Source organism: Streptococcus sp. E17BB (assembly GCF_041807725.1).
Lineage (GTDB): Bacteria > Bacillota > Bacilli > Lactobacillales > Streptococcaceae > Streptococcus > Streptococcus entericus.
The window spans coordinates 1-16,922 of the sequence record NZ_JBGTZC010000041.1 but is presented as its reverse complement, the minus strand read 5'-3'; the positions used below and the strand labels follow the sequence as shown (position 1 = coordinate 16,922).

18 protein-coding genes and 2 pseudogenes are annotated in these 16,922 nt (G+C 46.4%); 11 read left to right on the top strand and 9 right to left on the bottom strand.

What is annotated here, in order from left to right; all coding sequences use genetic code 11:
* Positions 1-131: 131 nt before the first annotated feature.
* The 7 genes from ACERC7_RS09210 to rsmG all read right to left on the bottom strand — a co-directional run bounded on the left by ACERC7_RS09210 (position 132) and on the right by rsmG (position 5,105).
* The gene (locus ACERC7_RS09210; RefSeq protein WP_373666773.1) at positions 132-728 is read right to left on the bottom strand and encodes a DUF6773 family protein; all 597 of its coding nucleotides are present in this window, start codon (positions 726-728) and stop codon (positions 132-134) included.
* A 42-nt stretch (positions 729-770) separates the two neighbouring features.
* Positions 771-959 (bottom strand): hypothetical protein, encoded by a 189-nt coding sequence (locus ACERC7_RS09205; RefSeq protein ID WP_373666772.1) that lies wholly within the window; start codon positions 957-959, stop codon positions 771-773.
* Between the two features lie 25 nt (positions 960-984).
* Complete coding sequence (locus ACERC7_RS09200; protein ID WP_373666771.1) at positions 985-1,488, bottom strand: DUF3278 domain-containing protein; 504 nt, start codon at positions 1,486-1,488, stop codon at positions 985-987.
* Between the two features lie 167 nt (positions 1,489-1,655).
* Positions 1,656-1,853, bottom strand: a complete 198-nt coding sequence (locus tag ACERC7_RS09195) for a helix-turn-helix transcriptional regulator (protein WP_018367641.1) — start codon at positions 1,851-1,853, stop codon at positions 1,656-1,658.
* Between the two features lie 485 nt (positions 1,854-2,338).
* The gene (locus ACERC7_RS09190) at positions 2,339-3,010 is read right to left on the bottom strand and encodes an NAD-binding protein (RefSeq protein WP_373666770.1); all 672 of its coding nucleotides are present in this window, start codon (positions 3,008-3,010) and stop codon (positions 2,339-2,341) included.
* An 11-nt stretch (positions 3,011-3,021) separates the two neighbouring features.
* Positions 3,022-4,395: a TrkH family potassium uptake protein gene (locus tag ACERC7_RS09185; protein ID WP_373666769.1), complete on the bottom strand. Its 1,374-nt coding sequence runs from the start codon at positions 4,393-4,395 to the stop codon at positions 3,022-3,024.
* Positions 4,392-5,105 carry a 16S rRNA (guanine(527)-N(7))-methyltransferase RsmG gene (rsmG, locus tag ACERC7_RS09180; RefSeq protein WP_373666768.1) on the bottom strand — a complete coding sequence of 238 codons (714 nt, stop codon included), beginning with the start codon at positions 5,103-5,105 and terminating at the stop codon, positions 4,392-4,394. The genes ACERC7_RS09185 and rsmG overlap by 4 nt, the downstream gene beginning before the upstream one ends.
* 101 nt (positions 5,106-5,206) lie before the next feature.
* On the opposite strand from rsmG, the gene ACERC7_RS09175 reads away from it, so the two are divergent.
* Together ACERC7_RS09175 and htpX are read left to right on the top strand one after the other, a co-directional pair.
* Positions 5,207-5,758 (top strand): LemA family protein, encoded by a 552-nt coding sequence (locus ACERC7_RS09175; RefSeq protein WP_373666767.1) that lies wholly within the window; start codon positions 5,207-5,209, stop codon positions 5,756-5,758.
* A gap of 260 nt (positions 5,759-6,018) precedes the next feature.
* Positions 6,019-6,912 (top strand): zinc metalloprotease HtpX, encoded by an 894-nt coding sequence (gene htpX / locus ACERC7_RS09170; protein ID WP_373666766.1) that lies wholly within the window; start codon positions 6,019-6,021, stop codon positions 6,910-6,912.
* A 73-nt stretch (positions 6,913-6,985) separates the two neighbouring features.
* Here the strand turns inward: htpX and ACERC7_RS09165 are convergent, their stop codons facing one another.
* Positions 6,986-7,531 carry a TetR/AcrR family transcriptional regulator gene (locus ACERC7_RS09165; RefSeq protein WP_373666765.1) on the bottom strand — a complete coding sequence of 182 codons (546 nt, stop codon included), beginning with the start codon at positions 7,529-7,531 and terminating at the stop codon, positions 6,986-6,988.
* 134 nt (positions 7,532-7,665) lie between these two features.
* Here ACERC7_RS09165 and ACERC7_RS09160 point away from each other — a divergent pair.
* From ACERC7_RS09160 to ACERC7_RS09120, 9 genes and pseudogenes are all read left to right on the top strand, one after another.
* Positions 7,666-8,367 (top strand): annotated as a pseudogene (locus ACERC7_RS09160) (ABC transporter ATP-binding protein).
* A gap of 9 nt (positions 8,368-8,376) precedes the next feature.
* A complete protein-coding gene (locus tag ACERC7_RS09155) occupies positions 8,377-9,393 on the top strand; it encodes an ABC transporter permease (RefSeq protein WP_373666764.1) in 1,017 nt (338 codons plus the stop codon).
* Positions 9,327-11,030, top strand: a complete 1,704-nt coding sequence (locus ACERC7_RS09150; protein ID WP_373666763.1) for an FtsX-like permease family protein — start codon at positions 9,327-9,329, stop codon at positions 11,028-11,030. Before ACERC7_RS09155 ends, ACERC7_RS09150 begins: the two co-directional genes overlap by 67 nt.
* Positions 11,031-11,045: 15 nt before the next feature.
* Positions 11,046-11,855, top strand: a complete 810-nt coding sequence (locus tag ACERC7_RS09145) for an ABC transporter permease (protein WP_373666762.1) — start codon at positions 11,046-11,048, stop codon at positions 11,853-11,855.
* Between the two features lie 281 nt (positions 11,856-12,136).
* Positions 12,137-12,682: a DUF177 domain-containing protein gene (locus ACERC7_RS09140; protein ID WP_373659461.1), complete on the top strand. Its 546-nt coding sequence runs from the start codon at positions 12,137-12,139 to the stop codon at positions 12,680-12,682.
* Positions 12,683-12,800: 118 nt separating this feature from the next.
* Positions 12,801-14,285 carry a DUF1846 domain-containing protein gene (locus ACERC7_RS09135; RefSeq protein WP_373666761.1) on the top strand — a complete coding sequence of 495 codons (1,485 nt, stop codon included), beginning with the start codon at positions 12,801-12,803 and terminating at the stop codon, positions 14,283-14,285.
* A 197-nt stretch (positions 14,286-14,482) separates the two neighbouring features.
* A complete protein-coding gene (gene tsaE, locus ACERC7_RS09130; RefSeq protein ID WP_373666760.1) occupies positions 14,483-14,938 on the top strand; it encodes a tRNA (adenosine(37)-N6)-threonylcarbamoyltransferase complex ATPase subunit type 1 TsaE in 456 nt (151 codons plus the stop codon).
* Entirely contained in the window at positions 14,919-15,440 is a 522-nt protein-coding gene (locus ACERC7_RS09125; RefSeq protein WP_373666759.1) for an N-acetyltransferase family protein, read from the top strand. The genes tsaE and ACERC7_RS09125 overlap by 20 nt, the downstream gene beginning before the upstream one ends.
* A gap of 3 nt (positions 15,441-15,443) precedes the next feature.
* Complete coding sequence (locus ACERC7_RS09120) at positions 15,444-16,601, top strand: LCP family protein (protein WP_373666758.1); 1,158 nt, start codon at positions 15,444-15,446, stop codon at positions 16,599-16,601.
* A gap of 147 nt (positions 16,602-16,748) precedes the next feature.
* On the opposite strand, the pseudogene ACERC7_RS09115 reads toward ACERC7_RS09120, so the two are convergent.
* Positions 16,749-16,922 (bottom strand): annotated as a pseudogene (locus ACERC7_RS09115) (transposase); the annotation flags it as partial.

The window sequence follows — 16,922 nt, the reverse complement described above, 5'->3', positions numbered from 1 at the left end:
CGAGTAGGTTTGTGATAGAATTGAACTGTTCCATATGTGTCTTTCTAATGAGTTGTTTAAGCACTTTTCATTGTAGGTCATATGGAACTTTTTTTCTACACTCAAAAGGCTCTATAATCTCCATGATGGATTTACCCACTACAGAAATTATAGAGCCACAAAAACGGCATGTCATGATCAGTGACCTGCCGTTTAATCTGATTTAAATTATTTTTAACCCTATTCTTTATCAATTTGATACCCTTTAGCAGGAAAAATCGGAAACCGAGATAGGTGACCAAGACCCAAATAGCAGTAGCTAGCAAGCGTCGCCAGTCCAAGACTTCCGTCAACAAGTCTTTTGATGGGCTATAGCTCAAGAAGAGGTGGTAGAGTGGTGTTACCAGCAAGAACGCACGCTTGAGTTGACGGAGCTTTTTGGCTTTAACCGTCTCATAGTCTTGTTCATCGACCTCGTGGGTTCGTATGCCCAGTTGATTGCTCTTAAACATCATGTAGCTTGTCGCCACATAAAACCAGATAAAGTTTGTCCACATGAGCAAGTCCAAGGCGACGCTAGGGGTCTTCATCAGGTAAAAAGCCAGAGCTGTACTCAGCAGATTAATCATAAAATGCACCATAAATAGCTGATTACCGATACGGTTGACCATGGCTTCACGGTATTCGTCCAATTCCTCGATGCTGTAAAACCAGCGGATAATCTTGCTCCATAGAGTTGTTGTTGTCATGATAAGTCTCCTTTGTTGTTAAATAGCCGAGCTGTTTAGCAGCTAACCTTTTTTTCCAGAACGATCGAAGAAAAAGAACATGAGAATCGTATAAATCACAGTTGAAATCAGGCGTCTGGGTGCTATCAAGGTTTCAAACCAGCTAACCTGATCTAATAAGCTGTGAATCCTGGTTAGGACAAGGTGAAAAACCACTCCTGAAAGTAATGTTCGATAGTATTTGTTTGTCATGATAAGTCTCCTCTAACTGTTGAGATTAGTCGATGATGGTAATTTTACGGTTATTTTTAAAGGCAAGGTAAGCTAAGCGACTGACGACCACTGTTGCCCAAACTGGCAGAGCGATGCTGCTTAGGAAATCCGGTCTATAGTCATGAGTGGCATTGGCGAACAGGAACAACCAGCCCAACCCTATTGCTGTGAAGACCGTTTGGAGAAGCGTCCGCTTGAGCATGTTCAGCCTAGCCTGTTTCAACCCTTGTTTATCGGTCTCGACCTTATCCAATCCTAGTCGCCTTGCCATCTTCTTCTGAAGATGAGGTGGTAAAAAGAGCAAGATAAGGATAATCACCTCGATAGTGCCGGGCAAGTTGAAAAAATAAGCCAAGCCAATCAGGAAGACGAGACCATACATGAGCACGTACATGTTGTTACCGAATTTGTTAATCTCGCTGATGGTGTACTCGTCCAAGTCACTGGTGATGTCGTAGAAACGCCGTAGAAAGAAAATGTAGAGGTTATCTTTATTGAGGTTCATCATTTTAGTCTCCTTGAGTTGTTTTTGATGGTTTTGGGAGGATAGCTGCCGCAAAGCTAGAGGATAATAGTTTGTCAGGCCATGTTACAAAGTGAATAGTTGAGCTAACCACTAGCCCACTAACGCAAGGATAACCATTGCCAGCAAACAGTTTTATCATCCTGCTCCCCTTAAACATGTCTCGTCTCCCAAAAAAGGGTATTGAGGTCAGTTTCTAGCACCTCTGCCAGCTTGATGCAGAGGTCCAGTGAGGGATTGTACTTGTCGTTTTCAATCAGGTTGATGGTCTGCCTAGCGACACCGATGCTCTTGGCCAGCGCTAACTGCGACAGCCCAGCCTGAGTGCGAAAGTCTTTGACACGGTTCATCTGAACTCCTTTCAGTGTTTTTTGGGAAATAGCAGAGCTGATGTCTTTTATATGTGACACATTGGCGTAAAATTTTTTGAGGTCACCCTCAGTGTCTTATATAGATGACATCACTGCTTAAAAAATTTTGGGCACGTCCACTCAGGTCATATATATGTTACATACCTAGTATAACAGATAAGAAAAAATGTGTCAACTATAAATGACACATTTTTTTTAGATTTTTTTGCTGTTCGCTAGGCTAGCATGTCGGGTTAGCCCCAGACTTCAGTAAAGAACAGCGTTTAAGAACGCATGGCTGAAATCAAGCCATAGCAGTTTTGTAGCTGAGCGAGTTTTTTTGCGTGCTTGCTTTCCTTTTCTGACGAAGGGTTTGAGTGATAGGGTACTTCAGCTGCTGGAAAAACAGCCCTGGATTCTAGTGATGGAGAGCAAGGGCTGTCTGTCATGGTTTTGATAGGTTGCAGGTCTTGATTTTGAAGCGCCTATGTCAACTCGTCCAGATAGTCGAATTGCTCGAAAGCTCTGCTATTGGCGATAGCCACCAGAAGTGTCCCTTTAGCCAAGGGCTGATTGAGGGCAAGGGTCGTGTTGATGGGAGCGTTCTTTTGCTCACGGAGCCCGATGATGTTGATGTCGTAGGTGTTGCGAATATCTAGCTGAATGATAGACTTGCCGCTCCATTTATCAGGAATTTCAAACTCAACAATGGCGGTGTTCCCCTCGAAATGAAAAACGTCGTGAATTTTGTTGCGCAGCAGTGTCGAAACCAGGTTGACCCCAGCTTCGCGCTCTGGCGAGATAACCAAATCAGCACCGACGGCATAGAGGACTTCCTCGTAGCTCATGCTCTTGGCCTTAGCGACAATTTTCTTGACGCCCAGCTTTTTACAGTTGATGACGGCAAGAACGGCTGCCTCTAGGTTAGTTCCTGTAGCGATAACCACAGCGTCGCAGTGGTCGATACCAAGCCCTTGCAGGAAATGGTAGTCGGTAATGTCACCGACGGCTGCCTTGCTGACCTGCTCAGCGACCGCCTCAATATGGCGACCGTTATTGTCTGCAGCGATAACGTCTTGATCAAACTGGGTTAGCTCCCTCGCCACTGTGCGACCAAACACACCAAGTCCCAGCACACCGATAATTTTTCGTGTCATAAGATCCTTTCCTAGCCCACCAAAATGTTGGTTTCCGCATATTGGATGGGTTTTTCTTTTTTCTGAACAAGGCTGAGCAGGACAGTGATTGGTCCTACGCGGCCGATAAACATGAGTAGCATGATGATGACCCGACCACCCAAGCCCAGCTGGCTGGTGACATCCATGGTGATGCCGACCGTTGCTAGAGCGCTGGCCACTTCAAAGAGCAGGGCAAAGGGGTCAAGTGACGGCTCAACCTGCAAGAGCAGGAGATATCCGACCAAAAAGACTGTAAAGAAGAAAATCAGCACCGTCAAGGTTTGCTTGAGCAGCTTTTGTGGAATGCTTCGGTACTGAAAGAGGATTTGGCTATTGCCAGATAGCTCGGCCTTGAAGAGCAAGAAGAGAATGGCGACCACGCTCAGCTTGAGCCCGCCTGCTGTCCCACCAGGTGCACCCCCCATGAGCATTTGCAGGATATAGAGGATATTGGTCACCAAGTCAGTTTGGACATAGCTGATGGTCGAAAAGCCTGCCGTTCGCATGGTCACAGTTTGAAAAAAGCTGACTAAAAGTTGTTGTGGTGGGCTGTAATGCCCGATGGTGGCTGGATTATCCAGCTCAATCAACCAAGATAGGAGCGTTCCAGCTAGTAGGATGATACCGGTGGTGATCAGCATCAATTTGGAATGTGGTGACAACCAACGCTCCAGTCGCTTGGGCTGGCGTGGTTTGGTTAAGACGGAGCGCTTAAAGGCCTGAATCAGATCTTTCCAGACGATGAAGCCTAAGCCTCCTGATAAAATCAACCCTGCAATGACCAGATTGACCAAGGGATTGACGACGAAATCGCCCAGACTGTTGGCGCCTAGGTTATCAAAACCGGCGTTACAAAAGGCAGAGATGGCGAGGAAAATGCTGTTAAAAATGCCATCTGCCCAACCATAACGGGGAATGAAATCCACCATAAGAAGGAGGGCTCCCACCCCTTCGATAGTTAGAGTGATTTTGTAGATGGAAAAGAGATGCTCTTTCAAGCTTGTCGGCTGGTCAAAGCTGAGCGAGGACTTGAGCAATTCTTGGTCGTTGACACCGACCTTGCGCTTGAGGGTATAGTAACTGATGGCAATCAGGCTGACCAACCCCAGCCCACCAATCTGAATCAGAATCAAGCAGATAACCTGCCCTAGGCGATTGTAGACCTCAGCGACAGGAAAAACTGACAGACCGGTCACGCAAACCATGGAGACCGCGTGAAAGAGGTGGTCAAGGTAGCTGGTTGGCGGTGCACCTGCCACGTGAAAGATGGGGAGAGACAGTAAGAGACTGCCGACGAGAATAGTCGCTAAAAAACTGATACTCAGCTTCTGAGCGATGGTTAGGGGTCTTAATTCAGGCATCATAGGGGTTTCTTATTCGGCAAGCCAGCCTTTCTGGGGTATTTGTTAGGTGTTTCTTTGGTTTTGCGGACAATGGTCAGGTTGCGGGAATCACCGTTTGGCAGCTGGTAATCTCTTGTCTCGTCGACCTTGGCAAAGAGGGTCTGAAGCGCTGTTTTAGCGTCAAGTAACTCGCTGTCAGCCGCTGCTGCCTTGAGGGCAATCAGCTGACCATTGATACGAAGAAAGGGGATCGTCAGCTCTGCCAAGACTTGCAGGCGAGCGACAGCTCTGGCAGTGACGAGGTCAAACTGCCCTCTGAACGTCTTATCTTGACCAAAGTCTTCCGCTCTGCCATGATAAAAAGCGACACCAGTCAGCCCTAACTCCTCAGCTAGTAAGGTCAAAAAGCTAATCCGCTTATTGAGGGAATCGATAATGGTGACCTCAAGCTCTGGGTAGAGGATTTTCATCGGAAGGCTGGGAAAGCCAGCTCCAGCACCGATATCCAGCAATGTTAGGAGCTGGTTTTTGATGTGCCCCTGAAGAACTGGTGCAAGGCTGTCGTAGAAGTGTTTGAGATAGACCTCGTCGCGTGCGGTGATGGCAGTTAGGTTAATCTTTTCATTCCATTCAACCAAGAGCTCAAAGTAACGGTTGAATTGTGCTTTTTGCTGGTCGTTAAGGACAAAGCCAGCGGCTGCCAAGTGGTCGTAAAATTCTTGTGGTGTCATGGTTATCCTTTATCGTCTTTAGTGGTTCCATTCTACCACAAACTCCCTTTTTTTGCCAAAGTATGGTATAATGGTTCTGTAGAAAAAAGGAGGAACTCTCTATGTTTTGGATTATTATTGCTATTGTTGCCCTTATTGCCTTACTCGTGGTCGGTGTGTGTAACAGCCTGGTCAAGAGTCGGGTGCAAACACAAGAGTCTTGGAGCCAGATTGACGTTCAACTCAAGCGTCGTAATGACCTGATTCCTAACTTGATTGAGACTGTTAAAGGCTACGCCAAATACGAAGGTCAGACCTTGGAAAAAATTGCAGAGTTGAGAGCGCAGATTGCTAAGGCTAGCAGCCCAGCTGAAGCCATGCAGGCTTCTGATGCTTTGACTCGTCAAGTTGCAGGTATCCTTGCTGTTGCAGAAAACTATCCTGACCTTAAAGCCAATGCCAGCTTTGTCAAGTTGCAAGACGAATTGACCAACACCGAGAACAAGATTTCTTATTCTCGTCAGTTGTATAACACCACCGTTTCCAACTATAACGTCAAATTAGAAACCTTCCCAAGCAATATCATTGCAGGCCTGTTTGGTTTTAAGAAGGCTGACTTTTTACAAACTCCTGAAGAAGAAAAAGCTGTGCCAACAGTTAATTTTGACTTCTAATTTTTCACGGAAGAGGCTGGGAAAAGATTCCTAGTTTCTTCATTTTATTGTCGTTAATCAGAGGAGTTGTGGTGGTTTGGAGTAATTTTTATCGATTTTGTCTGTTTTAAAGTTGCCCATGCACAGATCATTAGTCCCCACTGCTGAGTGCTTTAAGGCTTTTGAGCTTTGAAGGGGGAGTGACGTAGTCTTGGAGATGTAATTCTGACGAATGAACGATTGTTGCCACACACTCTTTTTTCAAACTGGAGGAAAACCCTATGCTGTTTGAACAAATCAAGTCTAACAAGCGACGAACCATCGCTTTATTGCTCGTTTTTTTCGCTCTCTTGACAACTCTCGGAGCTGCGTTAGGTTATGTGCTGGCGGATTCACTGGCGTTCGGCGCTGTGCTTGCCCTTCTTATCGGGCTCATCTATGCTGCCATCATGATTTTTCAATCAACCAATGTGGTCATGTCCATGAATCAGGCGCGTGAAGTGACGGCAGCCGAAGCGCCAGACCTTTATCATGTGGTCGAAGACATGGCCATGGTCGCTCAAATCCCCATGCCACGTGTCTTTATTATTGATGACCCAGCCCTCAATGCCTTTGCTACAGGGTCAAGCCCCGAGAATGCAGCGGTTGCTGCGACGACAGGTCTTCTCGTAGTAATGAACCGAGAGGAACTTGAAGCGGTCATGGGGCACGAAGTCAGCCATATTCGTAACTATGACATCCGTATCTCGACCATAGCTGTCGCTCTCGCATCGGCAGTAACCCTCCTGTCTTCGCTGGGTGGTCGCATGATGTGGTATGGTGGTGGACGTTCACGCCGAAACAACCGCGATAACGACGGAGCTAGTGTCCTGATTCTGGTTTTTTCTTTGTTGGCAATCGCTCTCGCACCGCTGGCGGCCACCCTTGTTCAGCTAGCCATTTCCCGCCAGAGGGAGTACCTGGCTGATGCTGGCGCTGTTGAGTTGACCCGAAATCCCTACGGGATGATTAGGGCGCTTCAAAAATTGGACCAATCTGCCCCAATGCAGCAGTCTGTTGATTCAGCCAGCGCAGCTTTATATATCAATGACCCTAAGAAAAAAGAGGGCTTTAAATCCCTCTTTTACACCCATCCCCCCATTGCAGACCGTATTGCACGGCTAGAAAAGATGTAAGATAAGCCCCTTTCTGTTCACAACGGCTGACAGAAAGGGGCTATTTTATTTTTGTACTCATTTCCTCAACCGCTCACTGAAACTGATTGCCCAAATCAGCAACGGTCAAAATAATGTCAGTCATTTCCTCAGGACTCTCTTGACCACCTGTTTCAATCCAAAGACTGATGATGCTTTCTATGGAGGACAAATAAACGGTCAGGGCATAGGGATAAGGGATGCGGTAAGCCTCGACTAAGGCTTCTGCAATTTGCTCGTCGGGACTCAGTAGATGGCGAGTGAAGTCCTTGATTGATTCAGACAGATTCAAAAAGAGACTATTAGCTATGGCTGAAATAAAATCAAAATCCCCTTTCAAAAACTGTAAAATCGCTAAAATCCCTGCTCTAGGCTGATGCTTATGCCGCTCAAGCAGAATGTCAATCTCTTGCCAAGTATCATCTTTGAGGTGATTGATAAAGTCGTACTTGTCTTGATAATGGAGATAAAAGGTGCTGCGGTTGATGCCGGCTTTTTTAGTGATTTGGCTGATGGTCAAGTGTTCAATCTCAGTGTCCTGAAGCAGGAGCGTCAAGGCTTTTTTCAAGTAAGCTTTGGTTTCGGTTTGTCGGTGTTTCATCGCTCTATCCTTAAATCGACAGTTTGTCGTTTTTTGTTCTTGTGATTGCTATCGCTTCATGTTATCATAGATGGCAGTTAAAATCAACAATCTGTCTATTTTGTAGAGCTAATCAGGAAGGGAAAGGATTTAACATGGCTTATATTGATGTCAAACAGGTTTCAAAGTCTTATGGCAGTGGGGATAGTCGCATTGTGGCCAATCACGAGGTGACTTTTGCGATTGAACAAGGCGAGTTGGTGATTATCCTTGGGTCTTCTGGTGCTGGAAAATAGACCTTGCTAAATATTTTAGGCGGGATGGATACCAGTGATCAGGGGCAGGTGATGATTGATGGCGTTGACATCGCACAGTTCAACGCCCATCAGCTGACGAACTACCGCCGTGACGATGTCGGATTTGTCTTTCAATTTTATAATCTGGTCGCTAATCTCACGGCTAAGGAAAATGTCGAACTTGCCTGCGAAATCGTTAAGGATTCTTTAGACTCAACTGAGGTACTCAAACAGGTTGGGCTTAGTCAGCGTCTCAATCATTTCCCAGCCCAGCTGTCAGGAGGTGAGCAGCAGCGGGTATCGATTGCACGAGCAGTGGCTAAAAAACCAAAACTGTTGCTCTGCGATGAGCCGACAGGCGCTCTGGATTATCAAACAGGTAAGCAGGTCTTGAAAATCTTACAGGACATGTCTAGGCACCAAGGGGCGACCGTCATCATCGTGACCCATAACGCTGCTTTAGCGCCGATTGCAGACCGTGTGATTCATATGCGGGATGCAACGGTTAAATCCGTTATCGCCAACGCCCAACCTCAGGACATTGAAAGGCTAGAATACTAGGGTGCTGTCATGAAAAAATCAGTCTATCTTAAAGAATTGTCCCAGTCTTTTTTGGGTTCAAAAGGGAGATTTTTTTCAATCTTTAGCCTGATGATGATTGGCTCTCTGGCCTTGGTTGGTCTCAAGGTGACGACCCCAAATATGCAAAGGACAGCTCAGGACTACATCACAGAAACCCATCTGGTGGATTTAGCAGTGATGGCAGACTATGGCCTATCGGCAGAAGACCAAGAAGAGCTAAAGCAAGTTAAAGGAGCGACTGTAGAATTTGGCTACTCAACCGATGTGACCATCGCAGGTCAGGACGAAGCCGTTCGGCTCTTTTCCTCTCCGAAGACCTTGTCTACTTATCGGGTGCGCTCAGGGCGATTGCCTGAAACAGCTCATGAGGTGGCTCTATCAGAGCAGTTAAGTCCGTCTTATCAGATTGGAGATGCCATTCGTTTCACACCATCTTCTGACAGTACTCTGACAACAGATACCTTTACAGTGACTGGTTTTGTCCAGTCCGCAGAACTTTGGGATAAGGAAGTCCTCGGTCAGATAAGGGCAGGAACAGGCGACTTAATGGCTTACGGAGTGACTACAGAGGCGGCTTTTGACAGCTCTGTTTACATGATTGCGCGTTTAGTCTATGATGAGTTGAGAGGGGAACCCTTTTTCACCGAGACCTACGATAGGAAAATAGCAGAGCATCAACAGCAATTGACAGCTCTCCTCGCTGATAACGGTCATCAACGCTGGCAGGTGTTAAGAGCAGATGCACAGTCGGAGATTGACCGCGGGCGCAAACAACTTTCAGAGACTAAAGAGCAAATCGCAGATGGTGAAGAGCAACTGGCAGAGGCTAGGGGAGCCCTTTCTCAGGGGCAAAGCCAATTAGAAAAAGGTCAAGAACTCCTCAACCAAGGTCAAGCCGAGCTTGCACTCAACATCAACTGGCGACTAGTCAAGCCGAATTGGCTCAATCGAAAAAACAGCTCGATGACAGCAAGTTGGAGCTTGAACAAGCAGAAGCGCGTTTAACAAAAACGTCACGTGAACTGGCAGAGGCAGATTTGGCGCTTCAAACGGGTAAAACAGCGCTTGACACGACGAAGGCTCAGCTGGAACAAGCAAGTAAGGCATTGGAGCAAAGTCAACTGTCCCTAGCTGCTGATAAAAAACAGCTGGATGAGTTAGCAACAAACCTTACCCTAGAACAGCAGGTTTGGCAAACAGAGGTGTCACGTCTTGAGGCAGAAAAACAGGAGTGGCTTGTGCAGGGACAGGATCCTCAAAACGCCTCTCGTCTGACTGCTCGAGAAAGTCAACTAGCAGAAACTGATCAGCGATTGACCCAATTAGAAAACAATCTCCAACAAGGGCAGGCAGGCTATCAGAGTAACCTCACCATCTATGAGAACGAGCGGTCAGCCTATCAGATGGCAGAAAGCCAGTACCGCTCAGCCTTAGAGGCCTATGACCTACAGCTGGCTAGCTATCAACAAGGCAAGGCAGCCTATGAAGAAGGTCTAACCACCTATCAGCAGGGTAAGGTGGATTATGATGCGGGCTTAGCCGCTTACCAATCAGGTTTAGCCACCTATCAATCAGGTTTAAGTGCTTATGTCGCCAATCAAGCTCGGCTAGATCAGGAAAGTTTGGTCATCTCACAAGAGCAAGACCGCCTCAACTCGGCTAAAGCAGAGCTTGAGCGCTCCCAATCTGATTTTGACCGTCAGAAAGCTGATGCCCAAGCACAGATGGCGGGCGCAGATAAGGAACTCACTCAAGCGACAGACCAACTCAACCAGTTGACTGAGCCTGATTATAGGGTTTATACGCGTCAAACCTTTCCAGGCGGTCATGGCTATGATACCTTTAAAACAGGAGCCTCTGCCATTTCAGCTGTCGGCAATATCTTTCCTGTTGTCCTTTATCTGGTGGCGGCCCTAGTCACCTTGACAACGATGACGCGTTTTGTTGATGAGGAACGTCATACCATCGGTATTTTTAAGTCCTTAGGATTTACTAATCGAGCCATCATGGCAAAATTTGTCGTGTATGGTTTGACCGCCAGTCTTGCTGGAACACTTGTCGGGGTTATCTTGGGACATACGGTGCTCTCTTCCATGATTGGCAATATTCTGACCCAAAAACTGGTTTTAGGGCAGAACAGTCATAGCTTCTATCCTGGCTGGATCTTGGTTGCTGTGCTATTAGCCCTGATCTCAGCGGTTTTGCCAGCCTATCTCGTTGCCCACAGGGATTTAATCAGGGAAAAACCTGCACAATTACTACAAGTCAAACCGCCAGTTACTGGTTCTTCCATTTGGCTGGAACACTGGACCTTTATCTGGAAACGCCTCAGCTTTACGCACAAGGTCACTGCTCGCAACATTTTTCGCTACAAGCAACGGATGTTGATGACCATTTTTGGAGTCGCAGGGTCGGTGGCCCTTCTCTTTGCGGGCTTAGGTATTCAGTCCTCAATTTCAGGGGTGGCTAAGAGCCAGTTTGGGGAGCTATTGACCTATGACTTGATTCTAGTGGAAAATAGCAGAGCATCGCAAGATGATAAAGACCAGTTGACCAGTTTTTTAGAAACGGCAACTATTGCTCAGAAACTCCCCGTCCGTTTTTTCAGCACTTCAGAAACTATTCAGCAAACAGGTGACTAGACCATCACCCTACTTGTGGCAAATCAGCCTCAACTGAACGATTTTATTCAACTCAGGCAACGACAGACGAAAGAGCAGCTAAATTTGAGCGACACAGGCGCTATTGTGACTGAAAAGCTGGCAACCCTATACGGTGTTGACCTTGGTGACCAGCTGACTGTGACGCTGGAAGACCATTCTGTGACCCTGACGGTTGCAGGCATCAGTGAACTATATGCTGGTCATTACATCTACTTATCTGAGGCATATTACGAAAAACTCCAACCTAAACCCAGTCCACCCAATGGTTACCTGATTCAGCTTAAAGACCAATCGCCTGAACATATCAAAGAAACAGCAGCAGAAGCCCTGAAGCAACACGCGGTCGCAAGTGTCGTTCAAAATACCACGCTTGAAATGGCTTTGACAAAGACGGCAGATTCCCTGTCAGCCGTTATGTTGGTACTGATTGCCCTCTCCATTTTATTAGCGGTTGTCATTTTATACAACTTAACGACGATAAATGTGGCAGAGTGCATTCGCGAACTGTCCACCATCAAGGTTCTCGGTTTCCATCATAAGGAGGTCACCCTTTATATTTACCGTGAAACCATTGTGCTGTCACTCGCTGGCATCATGTTAGGGCTGGGAGAGGGTGTTTATCTCCACCGCTTGTTGCTAAACATGATTGCCTCACCTAGTTTGATGTTCCAGCCTCAGGTGGCTCTGAGTGTTTACTTGACACCAGTGTTTGCCATCGCTGTGATTTTGATTGTATTGGGTGTACTCATTAACCGCCGTTTGCGCCAGGTCGATATGCTTGAAGCCTTAAAATCTCTTGAGTAGCCGATTGCAGTTTCAAACGAGAAAAAGAGAGTAGGGCAAAAATTGGTCACCCAAAGCGGGAATTTTTCCTGTTCTTCCTAATTTTAAGCTTTGGACTAAACCAGCCTGCTGGACTATTTTACACTCAACCACTGCGTCTTGTTTAAGCATTCAAAAACAAGTTGAGAGGCAGGGACTTTTGTCTCAGGCTCCAACATTCTCTTATTATATTTTTCAACTTGGTCAAGACAAGTCATCGAAATCTTGCTATAATAGAATCAGTGAAGACAAAGGAGAAGATGATGTTTCGTTTAACAGACATTCGAAAACAGCCAGACGGTATTACTTTTCAGCAGATATTACACCTCGAAGAGGTGCTTAAAGCCAGAGAGCCAGAGATTTTAGCTTTGGGACCGGTCGTCGTTCAGGGGCAAGTCAGTCATGACCAAGGGCTCTATCTCTTGACCTATACCATGACCTATCAGCTGACCCTGCCATCCAGTCGCTCTTTAGAGCCTGTTCTTTTGGACAATAGCCAAGCTGTACAGGAAGTGTTTATTGCTGCTTCGAATGTCGCAGCAAAGCAGGAATTGGTTGATGACGATTTGGTCTTGATTGTCGAAGGAGACCATATTGACCTGACAGAAAGTGTTGTCGATAACATTCTCCTCAACCTGCCCAGTCGTGTCTTGACACCTGAGGAAGAGCAAGAGGAAGACTTACCGAGTGGGCAAAACTGGTCTATTTTAACAGAGAGCCAATACGACGCTCAAAAACAGGCTGAAAAGGAAGCCAGTAGCCCTTTTGCAGGTTTAGCTGGTCTCTTCAGTGAAGATGACACAAATTAGTGACAAAAAACTGACGATTTTTCTGAGAATTGTCAGCTTTTGCTTGACAAGCTCAGCTTATATTTGCTAGAATATGTTTTTTATGACCATCACTTTTTTATAACATAGGAGGAAGAACATGATACGCAAAGCTTTTGATTCGGAAAAATACCTCAGTTTGCAACGTGACCACATCTTGGAGCGAATCAGTCAGTTTGAAGGCAAACTTTACCTAGAGTTTGGTGGTAAAATGCTGGAAGACTTCCATGCAGCTCGTGTCTTGCCTGGTTATGAACCTGATAATAAAATCAAACTCCTACACGAACTGCGTGAGCAGGTAGAAATTGTTATTGCCATCAATGCAAACAATATCGAGCATTCCAAGGCACGCGGTGATTTGGGGATTTCTTATGACCAAGAGGTCTTTCGCCTGATTGACAAATTTAATGACCTTGACCTCTTTGTTGGGTCTGTCGTCATTACTCAGTATGCCGGTCAGCCTGCGGCAGACGCTTTCCGCTATAGCCTGACAAAACACGGCATATCATCTTACCTCCACTACCCGATTAAGGGCTATCCGACAGATATTGACCACATTATGTCGGCAGAAGGGATGGGGAAAAACGACTACATTCAGACCAGTCGCAACCTCATCGTTGTGACGGCGCCGGGTCCAGGTTCAGGAAAATTGGCGACCTGTATCTCCCAGCTTTACCATGACCAACTCAATGGTGTTAGCTCAGGATACGCCAAATTTGAAACCTTCCCTGTTTGGAACTTGCCTCTCCATCACCCCGTAAATTTAGCTTATGAAGCTGCAACAGCTGACCTTGATGACGTCAACATGATTGACCCTTTCCACTTGGAAACTTACGGGAAGACAACGGTCAATTATAACCGTGACATCGAGATTTTCCCAGTGGTCAAGCGCATGTTAGAGCGGATTCTTGGCAAATCTCCGTATGCTTCACCGACGGATATGGGTGTTAATATGGTCGGTTTTGCCATTACTGATAACGATGCTGCTGTTGAGGCATCAAAACAAGAGATTATCCGTCGCTATTACCAGACCTTGGTTGACTTCAAGGCAGAACGAGTGAGCGAGGTAGCTGTCAAGAAGATTGAGTTCTTGATGAACGACCTCGGTATCACGCCAGCAGACCGCCAGGTAACCTTGGTGGCCAGAGAAAAGGCGGAACTGACAGGCGATGCTGCCCTAGCGCTTGAATTGCCAAATGGTCAGACGGTCACTGGTAAGACCTCCGATTTGTTCGGACCGACAGCTGCTGTTTTGGTAAATGCCATCAAAGCCTTAGCGGGTATTGACAAGCAAACGCACCTGATTGAACCTGATTATGTAACGCCAATCCAAGGCTTAAAAATCAATCACTTAGGCAATCGAAACCCCCGCCTGCACTCTTCTGAATTACTGATTGCCCTAGCGATTACAGCGCGCAACAGTCCAGAAGCCCATCGTGCCATGCAGGAGTTAGGCAACTTGCAAGGCAGCGAGGTACACTCAACAGTGTTCTTGCCTGAAGAGGATAAAAATGTCCTCCGTAAATTGGGCATCAATGTCACTGTCGACCCAATCTACTCACGTCAGAAACTTTACCGTCGTTAAACGAGCAAAGCTAGACGACTATCTGAAAAAGATTTCAGAAGACGGTTTTCAAAATGTCGTCGTGGAGGTTAAGAAGCTCTCAACTCGTCAGTTGGTCTTGACGTGTTAAAATGGACGACTAGTGTCTGCTTGGCTTGGCAAAAGGAACAAAAAGAAAAATAGTTGGTTCGCCAGCTATTTTTTGTTATAATAGACCTATGTTTTATACTGAAAATGAAGAAGAACTCATGGCACTGGGGGAACGGTTGGCCAAGCATCTTGACGCTGGTCAAGTGATTTTACTGACTGGCGAGCTGGGAGCTGGTAAAACCACCCTGACCAAGGGCTTAGCCAAAGGGCTGGGAATCACGCAGATGGTAAAAAGTCCGACTTATACCTTGGTCCGCACCTATGAGGGACGACTGCCACTTAACCACTTAGACATCTATCGTCTCGGTGATGACCCAGACAGTATCGACATCGACGAGTTTCTCTACAGCGACGGCGTAACCGTCATCGAGTGGGGTCGGCTTTTACCGAGTGACGCGGTTGAGGACTACCTGGAGCTGGTTATCGATCGCCGTGACCATGGCAGACAGGTGAGCTTAGCGGCTTTTGGCCAGCGGTCTCAGGCGCTTTTGGAGGATTTTGAAAATGGCAGAGCAGACCATTAGTTTTCGAGAAGCCAGCGGACAAGATGCGGCTGCTTTTTTGGATTTTATGGCTCAAGTCGCAACAGAGACCGATTATCTGGTCATGGATGACAGTGGCTTGTCCCAGTCTGTTGAGCAAATGGCCGACACCTTAGATAAGTTCTATCGTGCCAATGACCAGTTTTGTTTACTGGCTTTAGTAGATGACCAGTTAATTGGTGCCTTGACCGTTAGAACAGCTCCACAGTCCAAACTAAACCATATCGGGCATATCTTTTTGGCTGTTCACAAACCATACTGGGGGCATGGCCTGGGACGCCTGATGTTAGAGGAAGCTATTGACTGGGCGGAGCAAGAAGATGTGTTAGCCAGATTAGAATTAACCGTGCAGGTCAGAAATGACCGAGCCACTCGCCTTTACCAACATTTGGGATTTGAAATTGAAGGAACGAAACAGCGAGGAGCCGTTTCCGCTACAGGTGACTTTCTGGACGTTTACATTATGGCAAAAATGATAGGATAACTAATGAGTATTGGGAAAAAAATTGCCCTGATGTTGACAGGGATTATCACTGTGACAGCTATTGCGGTCGGTTTGTATCTGACCACAGCCTATTCGTTTTCAACCAACGAGCTGTCCAAAACCTTTAAAAACTATCGGCAAGATAGCATACAAAGCACAGCGATTGCTGACACAAAGCCGTTTTCAGTTCTTTTGATGGGGGTAGATACTGGATCAGGCTCTCGTGAGGACAGATGGCAAGGGCAGAGCGATTCGATGATTTTGGTCACCGTTAACCCTCAGACCAACACCACAACCCTGACCAGTCTGGAGCGAGATACCTTGGTCGATTTGCTAGATGACACTGGTGAACCTCTCGGGACAAAAACTAAGTTAAATGCCGCCTATGCCTATGGAGGTGCACCGATGGCCATCAAGACTGTGGAGGGCTTGATGGATATTCGGATCAATTATTACATGCAGATCAACATGCAGGGGCTGGTTGACCTAGTCAATGCTGTTGGTGGCATTACCGTGACCAATCAGTTTGATTTCCCAATTCGTATTGATGAATGGGAGCCTGAGTATACCTCAAGCGTTGAACCAGGAACGCACAAAGTCAACGGCGATCAAGCCTTGGTCTACGCCCGCATGCGCTACGATGACCCAGAAGGAGACTATGGTCGCCAACGGCGCCAACGTGAAGTTATCCAAAAACTCGTTTCCAAACTGCTGGCGCTCAATAGCTTGAGTAGTTACCGTAGCATTTTGACCGCTGTCAGCAAAAACATGCAAACTGACATCCTGTTAACACCACAGACGATTCCTGACTTGTTGGCTTATCGTCAGGCGATTAGTAACTTGCAAACTTATCAGTTGCATGGCGAGGATGCCATGGTTGATGAGGTTAGCTATCAAGCTGTAACTAGAGAGCATCTGCTTGAGACCCAAAATCGAATTAAGCGAGAACTGGGACTACCAGAAAATCAAGACCTGACGACAATAGCTGTACTTTACGAAGACATCTATGGCATGTCCCCAGAGGTTTCAACAACTTATCAAGACACTACTTCCTCTACTCCCTCGGCTGATTATAATGACACCTCTAGTCAATCAGAAAGCTCAGTGCCTCTAAATCCAACATTTGGAAGTCAGTCATCAGGAGACATGACCTCGGATTAGCTAATCAGAAAATGATTTATTATAAGAGAAGACTAACAGGTCTCCTCTTTTTTATTAGACGACATTGTCTCTGTTCAGCCACCAAAAACCGCAGTTGTTGAAAAGTGTAAAAATAGGCTCTTTGTCAACTGTAGTGGGTTGACCCACTTAACACCGAGAGAGTACAGTTCTTGTCTTCTCTCGTTTTATGTTTATAGCAATGAAAATGCGAGTTTTGTCTTTTCAAAGTTTCTGAAACCAAAGGCGTTGCGCTTAATAACCTTGATGATGTTGTTGGTTGCTTCAATCTTGGCGTTAGAGTAGGGCAATTCCAAGGCATTG

What these genes read in the sequence shown, in the direction of transcription:
- ACERC7_RS09210 (WP_373666773.1), bottom strand. Translation starts at nt 728, where the DNA reads ATGACAACAACAACTCTATGGAGCAAGATTATCCGCTGGTTTTACAGC.
- ACERC7_RS09205 (WP_373666772.1), bottom strand. Translation starts at nt 959, where the DNA reads ATGACAAACAAATACTATCGAACATTACTTTCAGGAGTGGTTTTTCAC.
- ACERC7_RS09200 (WP_373666771.1), bottom strand. Translation starts at nt 1,488, where the DNA reads ATGATGAACCTCAATAAAGATAACCTCTACATTTTCTTTCTACGGCGT.
- ACERC7_RS09195 (WP_018367641.1), bottom strand. Translation starts at nt 1,853, where the DNA reads ATGAACCGTGTCAAAGACTTTCGCACTCAGGCTGGGCTGTCGCAGTTA.
- ACERC7_RS09190 (WP_373666770.1), bottom strand. Translation starts at nt 3,010, where the DNA reads ATGACACGAAAAATTATCGGTGTGCTGGGACTTGGTGTGTTTGGTCGC.
- ACERC7_RS09185 (WP_373666769.1), bottom strand. Translation starts at nt 4,395, where the DNA reads ATGATGCCTGAATTAAGACCCCTAACCATCGCTCAGAAGCTGAGTATC.
- rsmG (WP_373666768.1), bottom strand. Translation starts at nt 5,105, where the DNA reads ATGACACCACAAGAATTTTACGACCACTTGGCAGCCGCTGGCTTTGTC.
- ACERC7_RS09175 (WP_373666767.1), top strand. Translation starts at nt 5,207, where the DNA reads ATGTTTTGGATTATTATTGCTATTGTTGCCCTTATTGCCTTACTCGTG.
- htpX (WP_373666766.1), top strand. Translation starts at nt 6,019, where the DNA reads ATGCTGTTTGAACAAATCAAGTCTAACAAGCGACGAACCATCGCTTTA.
- ACERC7_RS09165 (WP_373666765.1), bottom strand. Translation starts at nt 7,531, where the DNA reads ATGAAACACCGACAAACCGAAACCAAAGCTTACTTGAAAAAAGCCTTG.
- ACERC7_RS09155 (WP_373666764.1), top strand. Translation starts at nt 8,377, where the DNA reads ATGAAAAAATCAGTCTATCTTAAAGAATTGTCCCAGTCTTTTTTGGGT.
- ACERC7_RS09140 (WP_373659461.1), top strand. Translation starts at nt 12,137, where the DNA reads ATGTTTCGTTTAACAGACATTCGAAAACAGCCAGACGGTATTACTTTT.
- ACERC7_RS09135 (WP_373666761.1), top strand. Translation starts at nt 12,801, where the DNA reads ATGATACGCAAAGCTTTTGATTCGGAAAAATACCTCAGTTTGCAACGT.
- tsaE (WP_373666760.1), top strand. Translation starts at nt 14,483, where the DNA reads ATGTTTTATACTGAAAATGAAGAAGAACTCATGGCACTGGGGGAACGG.
- ACERC7_RS09125 (WP_373666759.1), top strand. Translation starts at nt 14,919, where the DNA reads ATGGCAGAGCAGACCATTAGTTTTCGAGAAGCCAGCGGACAAGATGCG.
- ACERC7_RS09120 (WP_373666758.1), top strand. Translation starts at nt 15,444, where the DNA reads ATGAGTATTGGGAAAAAAATTGCCCTGATGTTGACAGGGATTATCACT.